This is a genomic window from Gabonibacter massiliensis (assembly GCA_001487125.1).
Taxonomy (GTDB): domain Bacteria; phylum Bacteroidota; class Bacteroidia; order Bacteroidales; family Marinifilaceae; genus Gabonibacter; species Gabonibacter massiliensis.
In genome coordinates this window covers 11,536-32,432 of record LN913010.1, presented here as the reverse complement: position 1 = coordinate 32,432, position 20,897 = coordinate 11,536, and the positions used below count along the sequence as shown (strand labels likewise).

The window sequence follows — 20,897 nt, the reverse complement described above, 5'->3', positions numbered from 1 at the left end:
ATTTCCGGGAATTCTTCCCTTGTAAAATTTAAAATCATTTGAACTCCTCCGTGAATTCAAAACTATGCCTGAACTTCTCGACCATCTCCATGAATACCTTACGTCCGGACTCCGAACTCATCTTGCTCCATCTTTCAATAATCATCAATTGCAACATAAAGCTCAAAACCTTCTCCACGGAAAAATACTCGAAAACAACGGCTTCCTCTATAAAGTCCCAATGCAACAAATCCAACCCCCGCTCCCTTTCCACCAAATTAGGATTAGCCATTAAAGATATCACCTTATCCACGTAAGGATAATCCATAGCCAAGCCAAAATCTTTCGAATTGGACGTACGCAACGCTTTCGCGAAAGCATTGTTCCCGATCACCTCTTTCTCTATCTCTTTTCCGTATTTCCGACAATTCAATGCGGTGATCAGATTCTTGACATTCATTGAAAATTCCGCGTATCGTCTCACAAAAGAGTTTCCGGATTTCAATAAATAATCGTAATACATCCAACTCAACACATTTTCAGGAGCTACATCGTATTTCAGATGTTCTCCTTTAAAATCAGCTATAAATTGATTCAAATAAGGAAGTAAAGAAGAGGTAGGTTCGGCAATCTCATCTTCGAGTTGCTTTAAAGGATATACCGTCGAAAGAGTAGGGTCAGGCTCCTGCTTCGTCAACAGACGAAGAATCTGTACATGATCTGCCGGAAGAAAGAACAGATTCAAAAGTTCCATATCTTTTTTACTCAAATCGTTTTGAGCCAACTCCCGCAGATTACTGACAGATATTGCCAATTTCCGATCATCCCAAGCGATCTCCGGCAAACCGGCAATCAAACAGTAGTAACCATTTTTTAATATCATCCCTCTCAGTTTTATTTTACGATTCTGGATTCTGTCATTTTATGATTTCATGATTAAAACGCATAATCTCCAAATCATTCAATCACATAATCACACCATCTCATGATTCATTAATTTTTATAAAGAAGTTCTTTCGTGAAACTCCTCATGTATTGAGAGAAGAATGCCTCAAACAGTTCTTCCGAGAAAGTAATCTGATAACCTCCGTCTTTCGGCTGAATAACAAATTCACCTTCCACATTGCCGGCTTTTACACGTAAGCCCTTATCCAGAAGTTCTTTGTATTTGGTCGCGACAAAAGATTCAAATTGAGTTTTCTCATCATCCGAAAGGATCACTTCCAAATTTAAATTCCCGGATGAGATATCCCATTTTTTTACGATTGTCATCAACAACTCCTGAACAAATGTCTTCTCCTCAAATCCGACTTTTGCCATCTCTCCGGCAACTTTCCCCGAAATCAGCTCCGTAACGGACAATTTTAACGCGGCAATCGCTTGTCTCACGCTTAAATTCATCTCGGATTCTGCCTTTTTCTTCAAATTACTGATATCCGTATTGGCTGTAGCATGCATTTCGTCTGCTTTAGCCTTGGCCTCGGCTATAATCTTCTCGGCCTCTTGTCTTGCTTTCGCGAGGATCTCATCCGCCTCCTGACGTGCTTTATCCACCCCCTCGTCGTAAAGTTTCTTCGTTAAAACATCTAATTTATTCTCCATATATATGTGTATTGAAATAGTATTTTTCCATCCCCATTTTTTAACTTTTCTTTGTCTCTTAACTCTCTGAAAAAACGGCCTCAAGGTATTAAAAATTATCGGGAAAAGCAAATGAAAATTAACACGCCGAATCGCTGATTTCTTCTAACCGCCAAGCAGATCGAATCTAATAATTCGGATAATCCTAATCTTCAAATATCATACCAAAAATCAAAATACATGAATATAGATAACGTTTGCGGTGCTTATAAAGTTTATGAAATCTTTCTATTTCTCCATCTATTGCTTTCGTGGTCGATCATGCAGAAAAGTCGATTCGATAGCACTTTAACCCCGTCCCAAAGTGCTAACGTGAATAATTTATGGAGAAATACCGATCATAAGATCAGCAGTTATTTTGAAAATAGTATATTTGTTTCGAATAAATAAAACCTGAAATAAGGACTCTGTTAAACAAAACCGGTTAAAAAGTCTCGCGTCGCGTAATTTAATTCGACTCATTATGTTAGATCACAAACTCACGATATTCTATCACACGGCAAAATACCTGAGCACGACAAAGGCTGCCGAAGAGCTGCATCTTTCCCAGCCGGCTATATCCAAAAGCATAAAAGAGTTGGAAAAAGAATTGGAAGTCACTCTTTTCGAACGGGAAAAAGGACGTTTCGTGTTGACTCCGGCAGGAAAGTATTTATTGGAAAAAAGTGAAGATTTATTGGATAAAGAGCGGGAGATCGAATTCGGCATCCATCAAATGAAACATGAATTTTCCGGTACTCTGTCTATCGGTGCCAGCACGACGCTGTCACAATACATCTTACCGGGAATGTTAGCCCCGTTCCGCGAGCGTTTCCCGCATATCAGGATTAACCTGATCAGCGGAAATACCAACCAGATCGAACAGGAAATCCTACACCGCAACATCCAGTTAGCCTTTATCGAAGGATCTCCCTCCGAACCGGATATTCACTACATACCTTTTTTACAGGACGAGATCGTATTGGTTACCTCAACCCGGAACCCGAGCAAGGAGGTCATCACCTTGGAAGAACTAAAACAACTGAAATTCGTGTTCAGGGAAAACGGTTCCGGAACTTATAAAATCATTCAGCAACAGTTAGCCAAATCAAATATCCGCATGGAAGAGTTGAACCAGCAGATTACGATCGGAACAACCGAAGGAATCAAACAATACCTGAAACATTCGGATTGCTATGCTCTCGTTTCCGTGTTCAGCATCCGGGAAGAGTTAGCTTCCGGAAAACTAAAAATCATCGATATACAAGAGTTGGAAATCTCCCGGGAATTGTACGCGATTCATAAACAGGGCTATTTAGATCCGTACGCCAATAAATTATTGCAATATTGTGTAAAAAACAAGAAAAAGAGTTGGTAGTACTTTGATAGTCCCTCCCAATCCGCGCGTACAATTCCATAAGGGAATTTGTGTTTTCGCAAAAACCACATTATCTTCGCAACACTTTTAAGAAAGATTATCAAAAAATAAGTGCATGAACAATTGGATAATACAAATAGCGGCCCCGGCAGCAAAAGCGGCAGATATGGATATGAGCCTATGGGGGTTGGTTGTCAAAGGGGGATGGTTAATGATCCCTATCTTTATTCTATCGATTATCGCCATTTACATCGCTTGCGAAAGATTTTGGATTCTTCGGAAAACAGGAACGGGAGATGAAGCATTCATGCAACTGATTCAAGAAAAAATACAAAAAAAAGACATAGAAGGAGCTTTAACCGACTGTGATACGGAAAATACCCCTTTGGCCAAAATCATAAGAAAAGGTATTCTATTGAGACAGGAGGCGCCGGGAGAGATTCGCGAGTCCATGGAAAATACGGCCAATTACGAAGTGGCAACTTTGGAAAAAGGCTTAGCGACCTTAGCGACCTGCGCGGGTACAGCTCCCATGATCGGGTTTTTGGGAACAGTCGTCGGAATGGTACAGGCATTCTACGACATGGCTATGGCCGGCAACAATATCGACATCAGTCTGTTGTCGAGGGGTATATATACGGCCATGATCACGACCGTGGCCGGATTGATCGTCGGGATCATCGGATACTTGGCTTATAACTACTTAGTTTCCCGGATTGATAAAATCGTCCTGCACATGGAACGGTATAACTCCGAACTCATCGACCTGCTGATCCGGTTAAAAAAACAGGAATCACCCCATCACTAAACCTTTTAATCACACAATCATTAAATCACTAAATCACAGAATCACCAAATCTCAGAATCACTAAATCAATTATGTCCATCAAACGCAGTAGCAAAATAAATCCGAACTTTAACATGTCGTCCATGACCGACATCGTGTTTTTGCTATTGATCTTTTTTATGGTCTCCTCGACACTGATTAACCCCAATGCTTTACGCCTGGAATTACCCGAAAGTACAAATCAGACTTCTGAAAAACCGGTTACGGTTGTTTCTATCGATAAAAACCATACTTTCTACCTAAACGAAAAGGTAATTCCTTTTTCCAAGCTTGAAAGTAAGTTGGTCGAAGAGCTGAAAGATCAGGACAAACCCTGTATTTCCTTGCAGGCGGACAAGTCGGTTCCATTAGAACAGATCGTCAAAGTAATGAATATCGCCAAAGATCACAACTATCGCCTGATTATAGCAACTACCCCGGAATAAGGCAGATCGCTCCTATCCTCTTTCAAAAAAAAATTCTGCTTTCTGAAACCAATCGTTAAGGCAAGCGTATACAACCAAACAAGTGCTAATGGTAACACTTGTTATAACACATTGGAATTATAGAATAGCAACAATTGTTAAACTAAAACTAACTAAGTATGAAACGTTTATTATTATTATCTTTCATTGGATTGTTTGCACAGCTGATGATTTCATGTTATCCGGGAGGTGCGGATGACGTGGATGAGATGGATGTTGCCATAACGAATTATGACAAGAGTGCAGATTTTACGAAGTACACCACCTTTTCACTCCCGGATACGATTGTTTATTTCGTGGCTAAGGGAGAAACTCCCAATCACAAGTTCGATGCCCAAATTTTAGATTTGGTAAAGAAAAATTTTGAAGATAAGGGATATACCTACATGGAGCAAACCGAGATAAATCAACCGAGTTTTATCGTGACGGTTTCTGCCTTCTCAAATGTAAATTACTATTACGGAGCCAACTATTGGTATGATTACTGGGGATGGTATCCAGGATGGAATTGGATTTGGGGTTCAGGTTGGGGTCCGGGTTGGGGTCCTTCTTACCCGTGGTATCCTGTTGCTGTCTATTCCTATAGAAGCGGATCTATCGTGATTGATATGATCGCCACCGATGCTACGACGACCAGTACTAAAAAAGTTCCCGTTCTATGGAGCGGCGTAGCCGACGGAATTTTACAAGGTTCTGAGCAATCTATTCTGAACCGGATGACCTCCACCATTAATCAATGCTTCACTCAATCGCCTTACCTGAAAAGTGGTAACGCCCAGTAAAAGAACATCCTTATTGTCAATTTTTAAAGCAAAAGATTATGAGAAAACTATTATTTATATCATTGATATTATTCGGTCTTAGTCCCCTTGTAAAAGGACAGATGCTGAATTTAAACTACCAGATGTCAGTTCCAATCGGAAAAATCAACGACTTCACGGGTAAAATGAGCTTCAGAGGTATTGATTTGGAATACCACTATTTCTTAAGTGAACAATTCTCTATCGGAGGTATGGTGGGTTGGAACACGTTTTACAAAAACAAAGGTGTACAAACAGCAGATTTCTACTTTAAAGGAAATAGCGATATACACACCATTACCGGTCATCAATACCGTTATGTAAATACGGTACCCATTATGGCAATCGGCCGCTATTGGTTCACGGAAAGCAACACTCTTTTCAGACCCTATTTCGGTTTAGGAATCGGTACAAGCTGGACGGAATTGAAATTAGACGTGGGACAGTTCTCTTCGACGGAGTCCAGATGGCAATTCGCCTTTGCCCCGGAAATCGGAACTTTGATAGAATTAAACGATCAATTCGCCTTTAACTTGGGATTCAGATATTCTTACGGCACCAAAGCCGGAAACGGCAGAATTCCCGCGACACAAAGTTTTGCCATCAGCGTAGGTATTGTTCTGCAAGGTGTTAATTAAAACGCAAAACTCTATACAAAAACAACTAAGCAATCAAGAGCTGCCGAGTTTTCGGCAGCTCTTTTCATAATCTACAAATGCAACATACCGGAATTTTTTAATACCAATCGTGATTACTGGTATGCCAACCGATCTGTTTTACCACGGAAATCTTCCCGTTTAATTTCTTTTGGAACAACAGTCTCGGGTTTTCAATATTATTGATATCGTAACAATAGATACTTCCGTCCTCACACCCCACGAAAATCTGATCCGTTTGGTAAAAAGCATACGCCAAAGCCGTAATCTTGGAAGGGAAGGTGGCGTTAAAGGTCATAAATTTTCTTTGATTCGCATCTTCAGTTGCACTCCATGAAGTTGAGCGTTGCAGGTAATAAAGTTTGCTCCCTACCGTGTAAAAATCGCGGTACATGGCCTTTTTATTATAGCTAAGTGAAGGACGGTTATTGGCACTTACCAAAAACACCGAAGAGGCATCCAGTCTTACCGGAAGATAGAACCAACGCTCGAAGGTCGTACGGGTTATTGCTTCGGTTTGAGTGCTGAAAGAAAAATCTCCGACCAACGTTCGATTCTCCATCGTGGGGTCGTTGTAATAGACGGTAAACAAGAGCGTCGTTCCGCCATATCCCCAACTGATATGGTTTTTTTCCGTCAAATACAACACCTCCGTACCTTCGGGAAATCCGGACACGGGTACATTATAGTGTGTTTTTATCGGAACCATCCGCGTCCGCCATATGGAAGGGTTGTCTCCCGGGAAAGACCCTCCGTCCCGCCAGGTCGTCGCCATCACCACTCTCCGGTTTTTTTCATCGTAACAGGGAATAATACCCCCGTATTTAGAATGCCCGAACTTGGTTATTTTATACCCTCTGTCGTCTATCACGTAAGGTTCCGTCAGGTATTGTCCTCCCAAATAATTGGGAGACTTCATTCGATAAAACACCCTACCGTCTACAGAGGCCACGAAGGTACAGGCACTCTCCTGTCCGGGAGTTTGTGGTGCTTTCTCCCGTAAATCGGAAACCACGAAGTTCGGGGGAGTTCCGTCCAAAAACTGATCCTTTACCTCCCCCACCTTCTCCATGTTCTGGATATTCACCTCGTAAGCCACCTGGTCCGTGATCACCACGCAGGCTCCCGACGGGCTGATATCCCGGGCGGTCTCCATACCCAGCTGAACCGGTTTACCGGGGAGCTTTCCGTGATTGATCTCCCCGTAAGCGTTGTCCTTTAACACATACACCACTTTTTGTTTGCCTTGTTCCGTCACGATCCGTCGGCAGATGGCCGAAAACTTCGTGTTATTTCCGTCTTCCGACAAGATAAACCAGTCATTTGGGGCAAAAGCAGAATAAATCGATACATACAGGCGGGCCGGGAAGGAGACGCCTGTCTCTTTCTCGATCACCGTAAAAGTTCCCCAGATAGCGTTCGAATTGGTATAAGCATCCAAACCCAACTTTTGAAACACCGAATCCGTGGGAAGCTCCATATCCAGCTGATCGCCGATCACGACACCGGCGATCTTCCACTCGTAACGAACCTCTTTCGCTCGAGCGGCGGAATCCGATCCCCAGGTAAACATACGACTCCCGTGGAACACCATGGTTTCTCCCTTACCGGCCCAACCGGATATATACTCCGGTGTTTTATTAAAATCTTGTATCCATTGAGGAGGGTTCAACTCCGTATAGGTATAATTGCCCTCGTCCTTAAAACATCCCGACAAAAAGCCAAGAAAAAACAACAGACCGCATAGTTTTATATAATTCATACCATCTTATTTAACACGTTAAACATTAACAGACATCCATTCATTATTCTCTTCGTCCCATACCGGATGGTCGGCCAACCATTCTTTAAAAGCGATAACCAATTTCCGTACCTTATCCGGACGATCCCTGACCATCTCCGCGTTCAAGTCGTACGCCCCCTCGATATTCTCCAAGAAAGTCCTGTATTTTAGAGATGAATAGGAGCCCAGAGAGTAAAATTCCACCTCCCGGTCCCACCACTCCGGCTTCACGGCGTCTTTCGTGAAATGGATTACCGCCCGGGAACGCTCGAACTGTCCCACGGCTAACCCGTCGCCCGGTACTAACTCCACGACCAGACGTACCCCATTCTCCATATCGCCCAAACGGCCGCTTTTATTCATCCGGATTCGAATCGTATCCTGAAACATATCCAAATCCTCCGGGATCGGACCGGCATGAAACGTGTAGGAATCCGCCAATTCGTACTCGTCCGGGTTGGCGGTGGTCATCTCTTTCACCACTTTTAACCCGAAATGCAAGTCCTTGGCCAGGGGGCGTCCGGCAAGCACTACCACCAGCTCAGCCATCACGAACGTGTCCGTAGGCTTGGCAAAAAAGAAGGTCACGTTCGTGGAGTCGGCCTTCGCTGTTCCGGGTGCCGCCTCGTCTTTAAAAAATCGTTTAAAATACACCTCGTGCCGGTCTCCGAAAGGCTCGATATACTGTTCCTCACAAGCCGTAAAAAAGGCGATCCAAACCACCATACTGTATAACAAATATCTTTTCATATCTCGTGTCGTTTAAGATTACATACTCTGATTATCCGGTAGCGGAAACATATATTCGGATTTACTCAATTCGCGTTCTTCTCCCTCTTGCATAAATATCTTGGTTCCCAAGCGCTTGTAAAGATAGAACAACTGTCCCTCGGATATCCATTCCCGTTGCGCATCGCGAACCAAATCCCGTTGAAAAGAGGCATAATCCGTCGTAACAGGAAGATCTTTCATCGTGGCCCAGACACCTCCTCCGACATCGGCAGAGGTACTTCTGTTGCGGCGAACGGTATTTAAGATATCGTATGCCTGGGCAAATTGCCCCTTACGGGCATAACTCTCGGCCATAATGTAGCGCATCTCCGTGGCCCGGATAACAGGAAGGATCTGAACATTCTTCTGGCGTATTTTCGTGTCGTCGCTACAATACCATTTGGCCGATATTTTATATCCCCATAAACCTCCCGGTTGAAACAGAAGATAGCGGGAACGAATATCCATCTGAGACTCGTCATAGGAATCACTCGGGTTCAGAAATATCTTTTGCTTTCTCTCATCCAGGGCGAGCCAATTGCCTTGTGTCATTCCACTGGCCTCTTTCCGGAAAAAATCTCCAAGGTTATAGTCGTTGTAAGCCTCCTCGTTATAGAGAGCAAAAATCAGATTGGAGGTGAGTTTCAAATCCTCCTTTCGCTCGTTATCGTCATTCTGGATCGACCAGAACTGTTCGCTGGAGAACATGTCATAAGAAGCCCCGTTCACCCCTTTCGCTTTAAATTTCAACACGGTATCTGCCATCTGGAAAGCCTCCTCGTACATACCGGCGTATTGGTACACCCTTGCCAACAAAGCGGTAATGGCGTAATAACTCAACCGGTATCCCCGCCCGGTATAAAAACCGTCTATCGTGTTCTCTTTATTAAACCCCTCCATTCCGGATTCCACGATGCCCTCGAAACGGGTTTTCCCGGTAGCGCTCATGCTCATTCCCAAAGCCGAAGTATCGAACTCAATCGTCAGCGCACGGGCGGTTTTCAAATCCCGGATCACCTTTTCGAGAAAAGGTTTTAACGCGATTCCATCGGGCTGGATATTGGGCGTCGCTTCCACGTAAGGAACCCGCTTTTCTCCGTCGTCATGGATCAAAGCCGGGGCAAAAAGCCGTACGATATCGAAATGCATCAAAGCCCGGCAGGCATAGGCCTCGCCCATGATCAATCTACGCTCCGTCTCTCCCCCGGCAAACAGGTCCGGGGAGGCCTTCTCCGTATTTTGTAACAAATTGTTCGCGTTGGCCACCACGTTAAAGCCGTCTTTCCAAATCGCATCGATAGTCGGCCTTAACGAAACATTGTAATAGTCGAAACTACCGGCGCTCCGATACATGCTTTTCCCGTCGTCCGAGTATTGCCAATTCCAAGTGTATTGCCGGGAGATACAATCCACGATACCGAATTGAAGTTCCACCCCGTACAAATTTTTGGACGTCATAGCCTGATAGATCCCGGCCAAAACGGAACGGTAGCCGTCGCCGGTAGTAAACAACTCGTCACTGGTTGCCTCTCCTTCCGGTTGCAGATCGAGCCAATCCCGGCAAGAACCGAAAAACAGCCCGGAGATTAAAAGAATGATTTGTATCTTTATTTTCATGATCCTTTCATTTTAAAATTAGAAACCTAACGTCAAGGTAAAACTGTAATTCTTGGCATAGGGATAACTGGTTCCCCGTTCCTGCCGTATCGTGGACCACCGGCAAATATCGTTCGCGTTAAAACGCAGCCCCAAGGAGGTCAAGCGGAATTTACGAATCAGCTCCTGATTGAAATCGTAACCACAGGAAAGGCCGCTAAATGCCACGTAATCATTGTCCTGAACGAAACGGGAAGTCGGCTGTGTCTGTTTTCTCGCTTTCAAATCAAAGAAAGGAGCGATATCGCCCGGCCGTTTCCAACGCTCCGTCAATACCCGGCGATCCACGTTTCCCCCGTCGATATCCGCCTCTTCCACTTTTTTGATCAACGTCTCGTTGTAATCCTGCGCTCCCCACTGGTAAAGGAAAGTGGTATTCACGTAGAAACCTTTCCAACCGATGTTGATCCCGAAAGATCCTTGCGCATCGGGGCTTTTATCTCCCACGACCACCTCATCCGCCGCGTTCCAGACATAGGTACTTCTCCCGTTTCTTTTCCGGAACAACTCCTGCCCGTTCGACGGATCGATACCGTAAGATGGAACCGCGTAAATGGCCGTGGTGGAAGCTCCCACGTAATACTGGGTTAAAGGAATATAAAGCAACTCTTTATATTCACCATCTCCTCCCTCCTCATTTTTACTATTATGAAAATCCTGAATATTTTTGTTGTATCGCTCGGCTTCCTGTCCCAATTTCGTGATTCTATTCGTGTTGGAAGCTAAAGTTCCGGTCAGGGCCACCGTCCAATCCCGAGTCTGTAAAACAGTCGCTGTTACCTTGATCTCGAATCCCTTGTTCCTGACAGAACCGGCATTCGTGTAAAAACCGGAGAAGCCGGAAGAGGTACGTATCGAGAGTTGCTCCAATTGATTTTTAGTATCTTTCCGGTAATAGCTGAATTCAAGACAATACCGCTCGTTAAACAACCCTAAGTTCATTCCGAAATCCACGGTATAGGTCTTCTCCCAGGTTAACTTCGGGTTGCCCAAGGCGATCAGGGTATTGGAAGGGGTGGCGTAATACCACTTGTCCGAGGTCTTATAGGTCGAGATGGCCGCGTAAGGGGGAAAATTCACGTTACCGGTCACCCCGTAAGTTCCCCGCACCCGTAAGGTACTGATCAGCCAATGATCTTTCAACCACTCGGTATTATGCACGTTCATACCCGCCCCGACGGACCAAAAGGGAGCAAAACGCTTGTCCTTACCGAACTTGGACGACCCGTCCAAACGGAAAGAACCGTCGAACAGGTAGATATTATTGTAGGAGTAGTTGACGGAAGCTAAAATCCCCAACAAACGACTCTTGTCGGAAGAGACACTTGCCTTACCGTCCTGCATGGCCGCATAGGTCGGAGAATGCAAATTACTCAACTGAAATCCCTTGTACCGCATAGAGGTGCTCTTCCCGTGAGTCTCCCGCACGTTTAAACCCGCCGTCGCGTTGATAAAGTGTTTCCCGACTGAACGGTTATAATAAAACATGGCATTTACATTCCAGTTAAAACTTTTATCGTCGGAAACAGACAAAACACCCCGTTCCCGGGTCGGAGCCGTGCTGAAAAAAGGGTCCTTCGGGTCGCGGAAAGATTCCGTTTCCGAATCGGTTTTTGTCAACGAAAGTTGACCTTTAAACGTGAAACCCTGTAAAATCGTAAGATTAATACTGAAATTATTGGTCAAATCGTTCAAACGCGACCTCCCCGTGTAGCTTCCCAATCGCTTGGCCTTGTAAAGCGGGTTAACCTCATCGTTCTTCAGCCTGATCAACAACTCCCCGTCGTTTGAATAAGGAGCGTAATAGGGTTGTAATTTGGCATAAGTATCGAACGCCCCGTAAGGAGAGTCCTGTGACCGGGTCACGTTAAACGAAACGGAATTCATGATCTGCAACCACCCTTTATTCCGGTAATCCAACGTCAAACCGGCCCCCGCATTGTCCCGGTAAGAACCGGCCATCGCCCCGTTATGCGTCCCGTAATTCAGGTCCAAGCCGTAACGGATACTTTCCACTCCCCCGGAAACATTCAAACTATGCGAGTGATTGAACACGTTTTGCAGGGGTTGGGCCAACCAATCGGTTTTTACCCCGCGACGTACCTCGTTTACCAAATCGTTGTAAGCAAGGTCTTTTAATAATTGCATCCCGGCGTCGCCATCCTCCTGAATGTATTTTCCGGATAATTTTTCCACCACCAGCTTCTCCTCGGCATTACACAAGTTGTAATCCGAAAGATCCGGGAACTCCGCTCCCCCGGTAAAATTGTAAGATACCCGCAACTCTCCGGGTACAGGAGGTACGGTGGTAACCACGACGACCCCGTTGGCCGCCCGGGAACCGTACATGGCAGTGGCTGCCGCATCTTTCAAAATGGTCATGCTCTCGATCCGGTTCATGTCCATATCGTATATTTTCTGAACGGCAACCTCGAACCCGTCTAAGATAAAGATAGGCAGATTCGGGTTATCCTTCAACGCGGTACGTTGTGTTCGACGATTTTTTTCCACATCCAGTCCCCGCTCGATACCGAGACTTCCTTCACCCCGGATCGTAAACTCGGGTAGGGCATTCGGGTCCGATCCGAACAGTTTATTCTCCTTGATCCGGAAAGAGGGATCGAACGCTTGAAGCGCTGCAATAACGTTCTTATTATTGGCTTTCAGCAATTGATCTCTTGTCACGGTCGTCGCATTCCCGGTAAAACTCTCTTTTTTCAATTTCAAATAACCGGTTACCACCACATCCTCCAGCTTCTGCAAATCCTCTTTCATGACCACGTTAATCGTGTCCTGCCCCGTGTATTTGATCTCCTGGGTCTTCATGCTTAAAAAGGAAAATACCAACGTGATACTCTTTACGTCCGGTAACGACAAGGAGTATTTTCCATCCACACCCGTGGCCGTTCCCAAAGTCGTCCCCTTTATCAATACCGTGACCCCCGGCAAGGGTACTTTTTTCTCGTCAGTCACCTTTCCAGCAACTTTGATTTTCTTGGTTTTCTTGTCTTCTATCACGGGTTTCAACACGATCACGGCATCCTGAATCACGTAAGTCAACCCCGTACCTCTCAAGCAAACATTTAAAATCTCCTCGATATCGGAAGCCCGTACCTCGACATTCACTTTACCGACCTTATCCAGATCCTCTTCGTTATACATGAAAATGAATTTAGTCTGGTGTTCTATCGCCCACATGACATCTTTCAAAAAAACATTTTTCATGGACAATTTCACCTCTCGATCGAGTTTGAAGCTCTCCGCCCCGCGAACATTCAATACACCCGACAAAACGAATAATAATACCCAACCGAAGACGACTCCCTCTTTTTTTAATCTTCCGGGATACCTCCGGCACAATGTCAGAATTTTCTTCATAAATTGTTTGTTTTAGTTATGCAACTTAATTAAAAGGAACATCAAATAATGGCTATAAACCATCGTTTATTGACACGACAAAACAACAAGTATGGATATTACGTGAATATTTGTTAACTATTTAGTAATTAGAGTTAATGGCGTTTTTTTAGGGAAGTATCGGGGAGTTCTATATCAAAAAAAGCATAACATCAATAAACGATCCTTTTAAGAATGACTCATCGCTCACTACTTATATAACACAAAAAACCGTTTTTATGGGGAATGAAAAACTCGTTTTTTTATAAAAAATATATTATATCACTAATTATCAATTTATTATATTCGTGATAAAATAAAGAGTCGAGATTCTCAAATAGAAAAGCACTTGTCATATCCTCTTGTTTTATCTTTTCTCCATAAATAAAAGTTATACCGAATAACAATTTATATCTTATGTTTCGTAAAAAAATTTAGTTTCTTCGCATCGGCTTTTAAAAGAGATTAAACCAACAATATTAATAAGTACAATACAATGAAATTAAGTGAAAAAAGAGGCAATATGCTCCACGGCGTTTTGTTGATCGCCTTATTCTCCTGTGCAGCATTTTACATCAGTGAATTTCCCTTCGTAAAAAAACTGTCTTTTAGCCCCCTTATCGTGGGTATTATTTTAGGTATGCTATATGCCAATAGTTTACGAAACAGATTACCGGCAACGTGGGTCCCGGGAATCTTATTTTGCTCTAAAAAAATCTTGCGCTTAGGAATTATTTTATACGGATTCAGGCTGACGTTTCAAAACGTTGTAGCCGTAGGATTACCGGCCATTTTGATCGATGCTGTCGTCGTAACGATTACGATATACGGAGGCGTACTTATCGGCAAATTGCTCAAAATGGATAAAGGCATAGCTTTGCTGACCTCTATCGGAAGCGGAATATGCGGAGCGGCCGCCATTCTGGGAGCGGAATCGACCATAAAAGCCAAACCTTACAAAACGGCCGTGGCCATATCTACTGTCGTTATCTTCGGAACCATCTCCATGTTCATCTACCCCATGCTCTATAAAAGCGGTATCGTGGATTTAAATCCCGAACAAATGGGAATATATACCGGTTCAACGCTGCATGAAGTAGCTCACGTCGTGGGAGCAGGAAATGCCATGGGAGAAGAGATCGCGGCCGTTTCCATTATCGTCAAAATGATCCGGGTCATCATGCTTGTTCCCGTTTTACTGATCGTAAGTTATTTGGTAGCCCGTGCCAGAAAAAACAAAAACAAACAACAAACAGGAGGACAGAAAATAACAGTGCCCTGGTTCGCTTTCGGTTTTCTGATCGTGATCGGATTCAATTCTTTTAACCTCTTGCCTCAACCGGTCATCGGTTTTATCAATGACTTCGATACCTTTTTATTAACCATGGCCATGACGGCCCTCGGGGCAGAAACGAGTATTGAAAAATTTAAAAAAGCAGGAGCAAAACCGTTTATTCTGGCATTAGTCCTCTATGTCTGGCTTTTAGGCGGCGGTTATTTATTAGTAAAATATTTAAGTCCATACCTTATTTAATTGTAGATTCTGAGATTAAAAAGATTTACGATTTCGGATTTTAGATTTACGATTTAAAGAGGGTAAGATCAGAATCTTAATCATAAATCGTAAATCAAAAATTAATTTACAATCTACAATTTAAAATTTACAATTGATTAAAGGGGGAAGGGAGAAAAACGAAGGGGTATAAATAGTGAACGGCGAGTGTCGGGTTCGAGTGTCGGAACGGCCACCCGACGGATTGTTTGAGCGTAGCGAGTCCCGGAGGGTAGTGAACGAAAATCGACTACACGACCGACGAGAACCTCCCCGCCCCGAGGAGTTATCCCTTGCGATTGTAGATTGACGATTTGAAGAATCAAAAGATTCTGGGATTAAAGGATTCAGTAATTGGGGATTAAGAGATTAAAAAGATTGACGATTGTAAATTGTCATTCTTTTATCTGTTTAACCATTGCTTAAACTCTTGTATTCGATCCGTACTGACAATCGATTCTATACCGTCGGGAGGGAGCGGCGACAAAATAACTTTGATCCGGCTATTGGAATAGCGAACCATCTCTTTAATTGCCGCAAAATTGATAATAAATTTCCGGTTTATTTTGAAGAAATGAAGGGGATTCAACTTGGTTTCTATGCCGCTTATGGTCTGATCCAGAATATAGTTCTGTCCATCCCGGGTAAAAAGGATAAGGTACTTCCCGTCTGCCATAAAATATGCGACCTCCTGCACCGCAACAGATCTCATCTTGGCACCGACGGTTACCAGAAAACGCTCCTGAAAAACAGACAAGGAGGCTGTCGGGAAAGGGGCTGAATCGGAACGAAGTGTACCTAATTTCGACAAGGCCCGTTGCAGTTCCTCTTTGTCGAACGGTTTTAAGATATAATCAATTCCCTGATATTTAAAAGCTTTCAAGGCATATTCATCGTAAGCCGTAATAAAAATGACCGGAACATGAATCTCTACCTGCTCGAAAATATCGAAACTTTGTCCATCACCCAAATGAATATCCATAAAAATCAAATCCGTCCGGTTCTTTTTCAACCATTTCACACTATCCGCCACCGAATCTAATTTCACCTCTATTTTAATGTCCGGAGCAACCTCTTTTAAAAGCGTTTCCAATTCAGTTGCAGCCAAACACTCATCTTCAATGATAACAGCATTCATATCTATCGATTTTAATTCAGAGCCTTTACCCTCCCTATTCGCAAAAATAGATAAAATAATAACGATTAACAATCGCAAATTAAAAAAGCAGTGAACTTTCGTTCACTGCTTTTCCCTCTTGGTTTTTAATTACTACTTATCTTCCACCCAAATTTGGATTATTCTGGATAGCCTCCTCCGGGTACGGAATAATATATTTAGGATCATCCTGTTGCAACGTAGCCGTATGCATATCAAAATTGGCATCAAAATAAACTTTCACGATCTCGGGGCGAGTCGTACGCCGCAAATCGAACCAACGATGTCCCTCGAATATCAATTCCCGGGCACGCTCGTTCATGATCTCGTCGATCAATTGCTGTTGATTCATAGCTTCAATTTCAGTAGCCTTTTCATTGTAATAACTATTTTGCAACCGATTTTTCAGCAAAGTCAACAAATAACTTTTTGCTATCGACAATTTACCGTCTTGGCGAGCTGCAGCCTCTGCGGCAATCAAATAGATTTCCGAACTGCGAAAACTTACCTTTTCTCCCTGTGTCCCTCCTTTTCCGGCATAAGCGGCTGCATAACCGGGTCGTAGATAGAGTCCTATACGCGCATCTTTATATACCTCACCCTCTTTATCCATATTGTATTTACTCAAAACGTTATCCAAAACATACATATCCTCCCGAATCACCGTACTGGAAACTTGTTCCATAGAAAGGATAGCCTCCTTAGACTCGCTTGTCCAAGGTTTTACCGTCCCTGTTACAATATCTTCCAAAGGACATTGAGGTAAAATATCTTCGGCAGCTTTTTGTGCCAACTCCCATTCGCCCCGATATAAACGTACCCTTGCTTCAAAAGCCTTTAAGGATTTCTTGGAAAAACGATAACGAGTAGCCGCAGGCTGTTCCTCTACCTGCATATATTTCCCGGCCTCCTCGATATCGGATACGATCTGCTTGTATACATTTTCTACGCTTGAAGGCACGAATTCCTGTCCGATATCTATCGTCAAATAAAGCGGAATGCCTCTGTCCGAAGTTGCAGTTTCCGGGGTATACCATTTCGCGTAAAGATTCAACAGGTCGAAATGCACGTAAGCTCTCAGGCAATAGGCTTCTGCCAATAGTTGTTCTCTCGTATCCGTTTTCACATCCTCTTTGGCATCCATCACGCCTTCGATAACACTATTGGCATAAAATATCGTCTTATAAGCATCCGTCCAAGGATAAGTCGGGGTAATCGGATCCGGATTTTCGTCATTCCAAGTCGCCAGGTCAATATGGTCTTCGTAGGATAACCCGTACGCATCCGGAAAAACTTCATCCGAACGAACCGTCAACAAACGTTTATATTGGGGATAAGTACCGTAAGCCGTGGTCAATAATGCACGAAACTCGGAAATCTCATCAGGAATCACTTTCCCTACCGGTTCCACATCCAAATAATTACATGATGTAAACAGAACCAGTGAAACTACGATATATTGTATATATTTCATCATATATTCTTCCTAATTAAAATGTTAAATCAAGGCCACAAGAGAAGGTTTTTGCCAACGGCTGAGCATACATACTTCCATAGGTCTCCGGATCGAAATACCCTTTATAACTTCCGCCGAAAACAAATGGATTACGAGCCTCGAAGCTTACCCGCGCGGAAGCAAAACCGATCCTTTTCATGGCATTCTCGGGTATTGTATATCCCAGGCGGATACTGTTGATTCTCATATAGCTCATCTGCTTAAACCAGATATCATAATTTTTAAAAGAAGAACCCTGGTCCATTCCTCCGATCCATTGGTAAGCCCAATTATCCGCTCCCTCCGTGTTTGTTCCTAAAATCCGGGGGTATTTCCCGTTCGGGTTACTCGGAGACCACACATCCAGCATTTTCTTGGAATAGTTTTGTCCCGGAGAGGTCGAAGTCGGATTGTAGAACGGGGTTTCCTGAACGGTCTGGTCCAAAATAAAGGAAGCGGATACCGTCAAGTCAAAATTTTTATAATAGAACCGGTTGATCCATCCCCCGGTAAATTTCGGTTCCGTTGTTCCTTCATAGGTAAACAGATTCCGGTATTCTTCCGCCGTCAAATTACTCTTCAGGAAAGGAATAAAGCCTCCCATCATATATCCGTACTCCAATCCATAAAAATCGTAGAATGAAACTTTTTCTCCTTGCTTATTCAAAAATACGGGTAAACCGTTCTCGTCCAATCCGGCTGTTTTCAAAGAGAATACAGCTCCCACGGAATAACCCTCTCTTGAAGGTTCGTACGAATTTTCCCTTACGTTGATTTTATTGATTTTACTCTTATTATGAGCGATATTGAAATCCATAGCCCATCTGAAATCTTTGGTCTTCACGTTAACCGTAGACAATGAAAACTCATATCCCTCGTTGGTCAGCTTCGCCCAGTTCATCGTCGAGTAGTTAAAACCGTTTTCTCCGGGTAAAGCCCGTATACCGATCAAATCATCACTCACCCGATGGTATACATCCACGCTGAGAGCGATCCGATTATTCAAGACGGCTACATCCAATCCTCCGTTCCAGTTCTTTGTTTTTTCCCAACGCAAATATTGATTAGGCGGAGAACTCACGGTAATATTGGACTCGTTATTCCCGGGAAGAATCGTTATGTTGCCCCATTCTCCCACAATCTCAGGTGAAGTATTTTTATCTACGTTCCCCTGAATTCCGTAAGAGGCTCTTAATTTCAAATCGGATATCCACTCCACGTTGCTTAAGAAACTTTCCTGATTGATGTTCCAGGCAGCAGAAACAGACCACAACGGTAAATATTTATATTTCCGGTCGACACCGAACATATTGGATCCGTCATAACGCAAGCTTCCGAAGAATGTATAACGATAATCATACGTGTAGGATGCCGTCATATAATAAGAGAGGAATCGATCTTCATTGAACGTCTTCTTATATTGACGGAAAGAGGCATCGTTTATCATCGTATTTCCCTCTGGAAATACCAGCGGTTTGGTCGTCAAAGAGTTCGGATCGTAACCGAAGCCTTTCGTTTGAATATCGGTTGTTTTACTTCCCCGCATTTCCAATCCCATCATCACATCGACAGCATGTTTATCGGCAAAAACCTTATCGAACTCTCCCTGAATTTTCCACTGATACTGGTTCATATCCGTCGTCGCATTCTGGATAATACCTCCATCCGGCAAGAAAGAGACTCCCTCGCCATTTCTGGCCTTCTCCCTGTATTTTCTAACATAATAGGTATTTTGATCGGCAATCTTTTCCGAAGCGGTATGTTCCAACTGCATAGAGAATTGAGTTTGCAGTTTTAACCAGGAAGCCACCTTGTAATCGATAGAGATCATCGGCTTTATGGAACGGTTTTTCAAGGTATAATCGGTATTGTTCATCTCCTCGACAAAATTAAAATCCAAGTGCCGTCCGCTATATCCCTCTATATCCTTATCATACACGTAGTCTCCATTTTCATCTCTTACCCTCAGATACGGATTGGCCGTACGAGAGTAATAAGCAGGATTAATAAAAGCGTCTGCATCGGTCAAATAACTTTTCCTTTTACTGTCTGTAATGAACAAAGAGACTCCCACGTTGAAATTTTTAAACAAATCGAAATCGGTCTTCATCGTTAAATTATAACGTTCGAAATCGGTACCGCGAGTTGTTCCTTCCTCGTTATAATATCCTCCTGAAAAATAGTATCTGGCTAAATCAGAACCTCCGGATACGCTTAAATTGTATTGTTGGTTCACGGCATTCCGGTATATCACATCTCCCCAGTCCGTATTGATATTACGTAACGCGTTTATCTCCGATTGAGCATCAGAGGATATACCGCTGAAACCATTCTGACGAAGAGCATCCAATTGACCGTACCGGGACAAGATACGGGAAACTTCCCCGTATTCGCTCCTATAATCCAAATCACTCCGGGAAGCGATATCCAGTTCAAAATCCACTTTCTCGGAAGCATTCATCAACCTCAACTTACCCAAATCCGGCTTCAAGGTATAAAAAACACCTCCTGAAAAGTTTACCCTCGGTTTACCTTTAGCACCTTTTTTAGTGGTAATAACGATTACTCCATTAGCGGCACGAGCGCCATAAATAGCCGTAGCCGCGGCATCTTTCAATACCGTGATATCCTGGATATCCGCCGGGTTCACTCCCGCGATGGAAGTATTATACAGTTCGTCAATATTATCTTTATCACTAAAATTGGCCGGAATATCGTTCCCCTCCAGAATCATTCCGTCCATCACCCATAATGGATCGGTACTTCCGGTCAAGGAAACCGTACTGCGGATACGCATTTTATTAGGAGCACCCGGAGCGCCATTCGTAGGAATTGACGTCATTCCGGCAACTTGTCCCTCCAACAACTGATCGACACTGGCAACCCCGACTCTTTTAATATCGTCCATATCCACTTTTACCATCGAAGAAGTAACCTTTCTCTTATCCAACTGTTGATAACCGGTCGAATAAACGACCACTTCATCCAACTGCTTCTGATCCAACTTCAGAAGAATCTTAAAATCCTCTCCTTTGCTGACATCCACCTTCTGGGTAAGGTATCCTATATAACTAACCATCACGTATTTCACCGCTTTCGGTAACTTCATCTCAAAACGACCTTCCAAATCCGTAGCCGTCCCCTGCGGGGTGAAATTTTTCGCCTCGACCGCTTCAGGGTCAATAAATACTGTCGCTCCAATCAAAGGTTCTTTGGTGATCGAATCCAACACCTCGCCTTTAATTATTCTGATATCCTTGTCCTTTTGGGCAAATATCATAAGCGGACAGAACAGAGCAATTAACAATAAAATTTTTCTCATTTTCGTTTGTTTTAAATTGTAG

Annotated in this window: 17 protein-coding genes; 7 read left to right on the top strand and 10 right to left on the bottom strand. The window is 43.5% G+C overall.

The window, feature by feature from the left end:
* Nucleotides 1-34 precede the first annotated feature (34 nt).
* Nucleotides 35-862, bottom strand: coding sequence for a DUF2764 family protein (locus BN3283_RS00640; RefSeq protein ID WP_041501904.1), 828 nt, complete (start codon nt 860-862; stop codon nt 35-37).
* 110 nt (nt 863-972) lie between these two features.
* Entirely contained in the window at nt 973-1,581 is a 609-nt protein-coding gene (locus BN3283_RS00635; RefSeq protein ID WP_041501903.1) for an ATP synthase subunit E, read from the bottom strand.
* A gap of 219 nt (nt 1,582-1,800) precedes the next feature.
* Here BN3283_RS00635 and BN3283_RS14375 point away from each other — a divergent pair, with 219 nt between their 5' ends.
* The 6 genes from BN3283_RS14375 (at nt 1,801) to BN3283_RS00610 (ending at nt 5,726) form a co-directional block, all read left to right on the top strand.
* Nucleotides 1,801-2,010 (top strand): hypothetical protein, encoded by a 210-nt coding sequence (locus tag BN3283_RS14375; RefSeq protein WP_147625508.1) that lies wholly within the window; start codon nt 1,801-1,803, stop codon nt 2,008-2,010.
* Nucleotides 2,011-2,083: 73 nt separating this feature from the next.
* Nucleotides 2,084-2,977 carry a LysR substrate-binding domain-containing protein gene (locus BN3283_RS00630; RefSeq protein WP_041501902.1) on the top strand — a complete coding sequence of 298 codons (894 nt, stop codon included), beginning with the start codon at nt 2,084-2,086 and terminating at the stop codon, nt 2,975-2,977.
* Nucleotides 2,978-3,092: 115 nt separating this feature from the next.
* Complete coding sequence (locus BN3283_RS00625) at nt 3,093-3,785, top strand: MotA/TolQ/ExbB proton channel family protein (RefSeq protein WP_059025311.1); 693 nt, start codon at nt 3,093-3,095, stop codon at nt 3,783-3,785.
* 71 nt (nt 3,786-3,856) lie between these two features.
* Nucleotides 3,857-4,249, top strand: a complete 393-nt coding sequence (locus BN3283_RS00620) for an ExbD/TolR family protein (protein ID WP_070807428.1) — start codon at nt 3,857-3,859, stop codon at nt 4,247-4,249.
* Nucleotides 4,250-4,407: 158 nt separating this feature from the next.
* A complete protein-coding gene (locus tag BN3283_RS00615; RefSeq protein WP_041501899.1) occupies nt 4,408-5,070 on the top strand; it encodes a DUF4136 domain-containing protein in 663 nt (220 codons plus the stop codon).
* Nucleotides 5,071-5,108: 38 nt separating this feature from the next.
* A complete protein-coding gene (locus tag BN3283_RS00610) occupies nt 5,109-5,726 on the top strand; it encodes an outer membrane beta-barrel protein (protein WP_059025310.1) in 618 nt (205 codons plus the stop codon).
* A gap of 97 nt (nt 5,727-5,823) precedes the next feature.
* On the opposite strand, the gene BN3283_RS00605 is transcribed toward BN3283_RS00610, so the two are convergent.
* The 4 genes from BN3283_RS00605 to BN3283_RS00590 are packed head-to-tail and all read right to left on the bottom strand — an operon-like array spanning nt 5,824 to nt 13,332.
* Nucleotides 5,824-7,506 carry a PKD-like family lipoprotein gene (locus BN3283_RS00605; protein ID WP_059025309.1) on the bottom strand — a complete coding sequence of 561 codons (1,683 nt, stop codon included), beginning with the start codon at nt 7,504-7,506 and terminating at the stop codon, nt 5,824-5,826.
* A gap of 18 nt (nt 7,507-7,524) precedes the next feature.
* A complete protein-coding gene (locus BN3283_RS00600) occupies nt 7,525-8,277 on the bottom strand; it encodes a DUF4843 domain-containing protein (protein WP_059025308.1) in 753 nt (250 codons plus the stop codon).
* Nucleotides 8,278-8,295: 18 nt separating this feature from the next.
* Nucleotides 8,296-9,915, bottom strand: a complete 1,620-nt coding sequence (locus tag BN3283_RS00595) for a RagB/SusD family nutrient uptake outer membrane protein (RefSeq protein ID WP_059025307.1) — start codon at nt 9,913-9,915, stop codon at nt 8,296-8,298.
* Between the two features lie 18 nt (nt 9,916-9,933).
* Nucleotides 9,934-13,332 (bottom strand): SusC/RagA family TonB-linked outer membrane protein, encoded by a 3,399-nt coding sequence (locus BN3283_RS00590; RefSeq protein ID WP_059025306.1) that lies wholly within the window; start codon nt 13,330-13,332, stop codon nt 9,934-9,936.
* 514 nt (nt 13,333-13,846) lie between these two features.
* Between BN3283_RS00590 and BN3283_RS00585 the strand changes: the two genes are divergently transcribed.
* Nucleotides 13,847-14,884, top strand: coding sequence for a YeiH family protein (locus tag BN3283_RS00585; RefSeq protein ID WP_041501894.1), 1,038 nt, complete (start codon nt 13,847-13,849; stop codon nt 14,882-14,884).
* A 137-nt stretch (nt 14,885-15,021) separates the two neighbouring features.
* On the opposite strand, the gene BN3283_RS14575 is transcribed toward BN3283_RS00585, so the two are convergent.
* The 4 genes from BN3283_RS14575 to BN3283_RS00570 form a co-directional block, all read right to left on the bottom strand.
* Nucleotides 15,022-15,228: a hypothetical protein gene (locus BN3283_RS14575; RefSeq protein WP_286137418.1), complete on the bottom strand. Its 207-nt coding sequence runs from the start codon at nt 15,226-15,228 to the stop codon at nt 15,022-15,024.
* A 77-nt stretch (nt 15,229-15,305) separates the two neighbouring features.
* On the bottom strand, nt 15,306-16,040 hold the full coding sequence (locus BN3283_RS00580; protein ID WP_041501893.1) for a LytR/AlgR family response regulator transcription factor: 735 nt from the start codon (nt 16,038-16,040) through the stop codon (nt 15,306-15,308).
* Nucleotides 16,041-16,176: 136 nt separating this feature from the next.
* Nucleotides 16,177-17,535: a RagB/SusD family nutrient uptake outer membrane protein gene (locus BN3283_RS00575; RefSeq protein ID WP_041504639.1), complete on the bottom strand. Its 1,359-nt coding sequence runs from the start codon at nt 17,533-17,535 to the stop codon at nt 16,177-16,179.
* Between the two features lie 13 nt (nt 17,536-17,548).
* Nucleotides 17,549-20,875, bottom strand: coding sequence for a SusC/RagA family TonB-linked outer membrane protein (locus BN3283_RS00570; protein ID WP_059025304.1), 3,327 nt, complete (start codon nt 20,873-20,875; stop codon nt 17,549-17,551).
* Nucleotides 20,876-20,897 lie beyond the last annotated feature (22 nt).

Coding starts and splice junctions, on each gene's coding strand:
- BN3283_RS00640 (WP_041501904.1), bottom strand. CDS start 862: ATGATATTAAAAAATGGTTACTACTGTTTGATTGCCGGTTTGCCGGAG.
- BN3283_RS00635 (WP_041501903.1), bottom strand. CDS start 1,581: ATGGAGAATAAATTAGATGTTTTAACGAAGAAACTTTACGACGAGGGG.
- BN3283_RS14375 (WP_147625508.1), top strand. CDS start 1,801: ATGAATATAGATAACGTTTGCGGTGCTTATAAAGTTTATGAAATCTTT.
- BN3283_RS00630 (WP_041501902.1), top strand. CDS start 2,084: ATGTTAGATCACAAACTCACGATATTCTATCACACGGCAAAATACCTG.
- BN3283_RS00625 (WP_059025311.1), top strand. CDS start 3,093: ATGAACAATTGGATAATACAAATAGCGGCCCCGGCAGCAAAAGCGGCA.
- BN3283_RS00620 (WP_070807428.1), top strand. CDS start 3,857: ATGTCCATCAAACGCAGTAGCAAAATAAATCCGAACTTTAACATGTCG.
- BN3283_RS00615 (WP_041501899.1), top strand. CDS start 4,408: ATGAAACGTTTATTATTATTATCTTTCATTGGATTGTTTGCACAGCTG.
- BN3283_RS00610 (WP_059025310.1), top strand. CDS start 5,109: ATGAGAAAACTATTATTTATATCATTGATATTATTCGGTCTTAGTCCC.
- BN3283_RS00605 (WP_059025309.1), bottom strand. CDS start 7,506: ATGAATTATATAAAACTATGCGGTCTGTTGTTTTTTCTTGGCTTTTTG.
- BN3283_RS00600 (WP_059025308.1), bottom strand. CDS start 8,277: ATGAAAAGATATTTGTTATACAGTATGGTGGTTTGGATCGCCTTTTTT.
- BN3283_RS00595 (WP_059025307.1), bottom strand. CDS start 9,915: ATGAAAATAAAGATACAAATCATTCTTTTAATCTCCGGGCTGTTTTTC.
- BN3283_RS00590 (WP_059025306.1), bottom strand. CDS start 13,332: ATGAAGAAAATTCTGACATTGTGCCGGAGGTATCCCGGAAGATTAAAA.
- BN3283_RS00585 (WP_041501894.1), top strand. CDS start 13,847: ATGAAATTAAGTGAAAAAAGAGGCAATATGCTCCACGGCGTTTTGTTG.
- BN3283_RS00580 (WP_041501893.1), bottom strand. CDS start 16,040: ATGAATGCTGTTATCATTGAAGATGAGTGTTTGGCTGCAACTGAATTG.
- BN3283_RS00575 (WP_041504639.1), bottom strand. CDS start 17,535: ATGATGAAATATATACAATATATCGTAGTTTCACTGGTTCTGTTTACA.
- BN3283_RS00570 (WP_059025304.1), bottom strand. CDS start 20,875: ATGAGAAAAATTTTATTGTTAATTGCTCTGTTCTGTCCGCTTATGATA.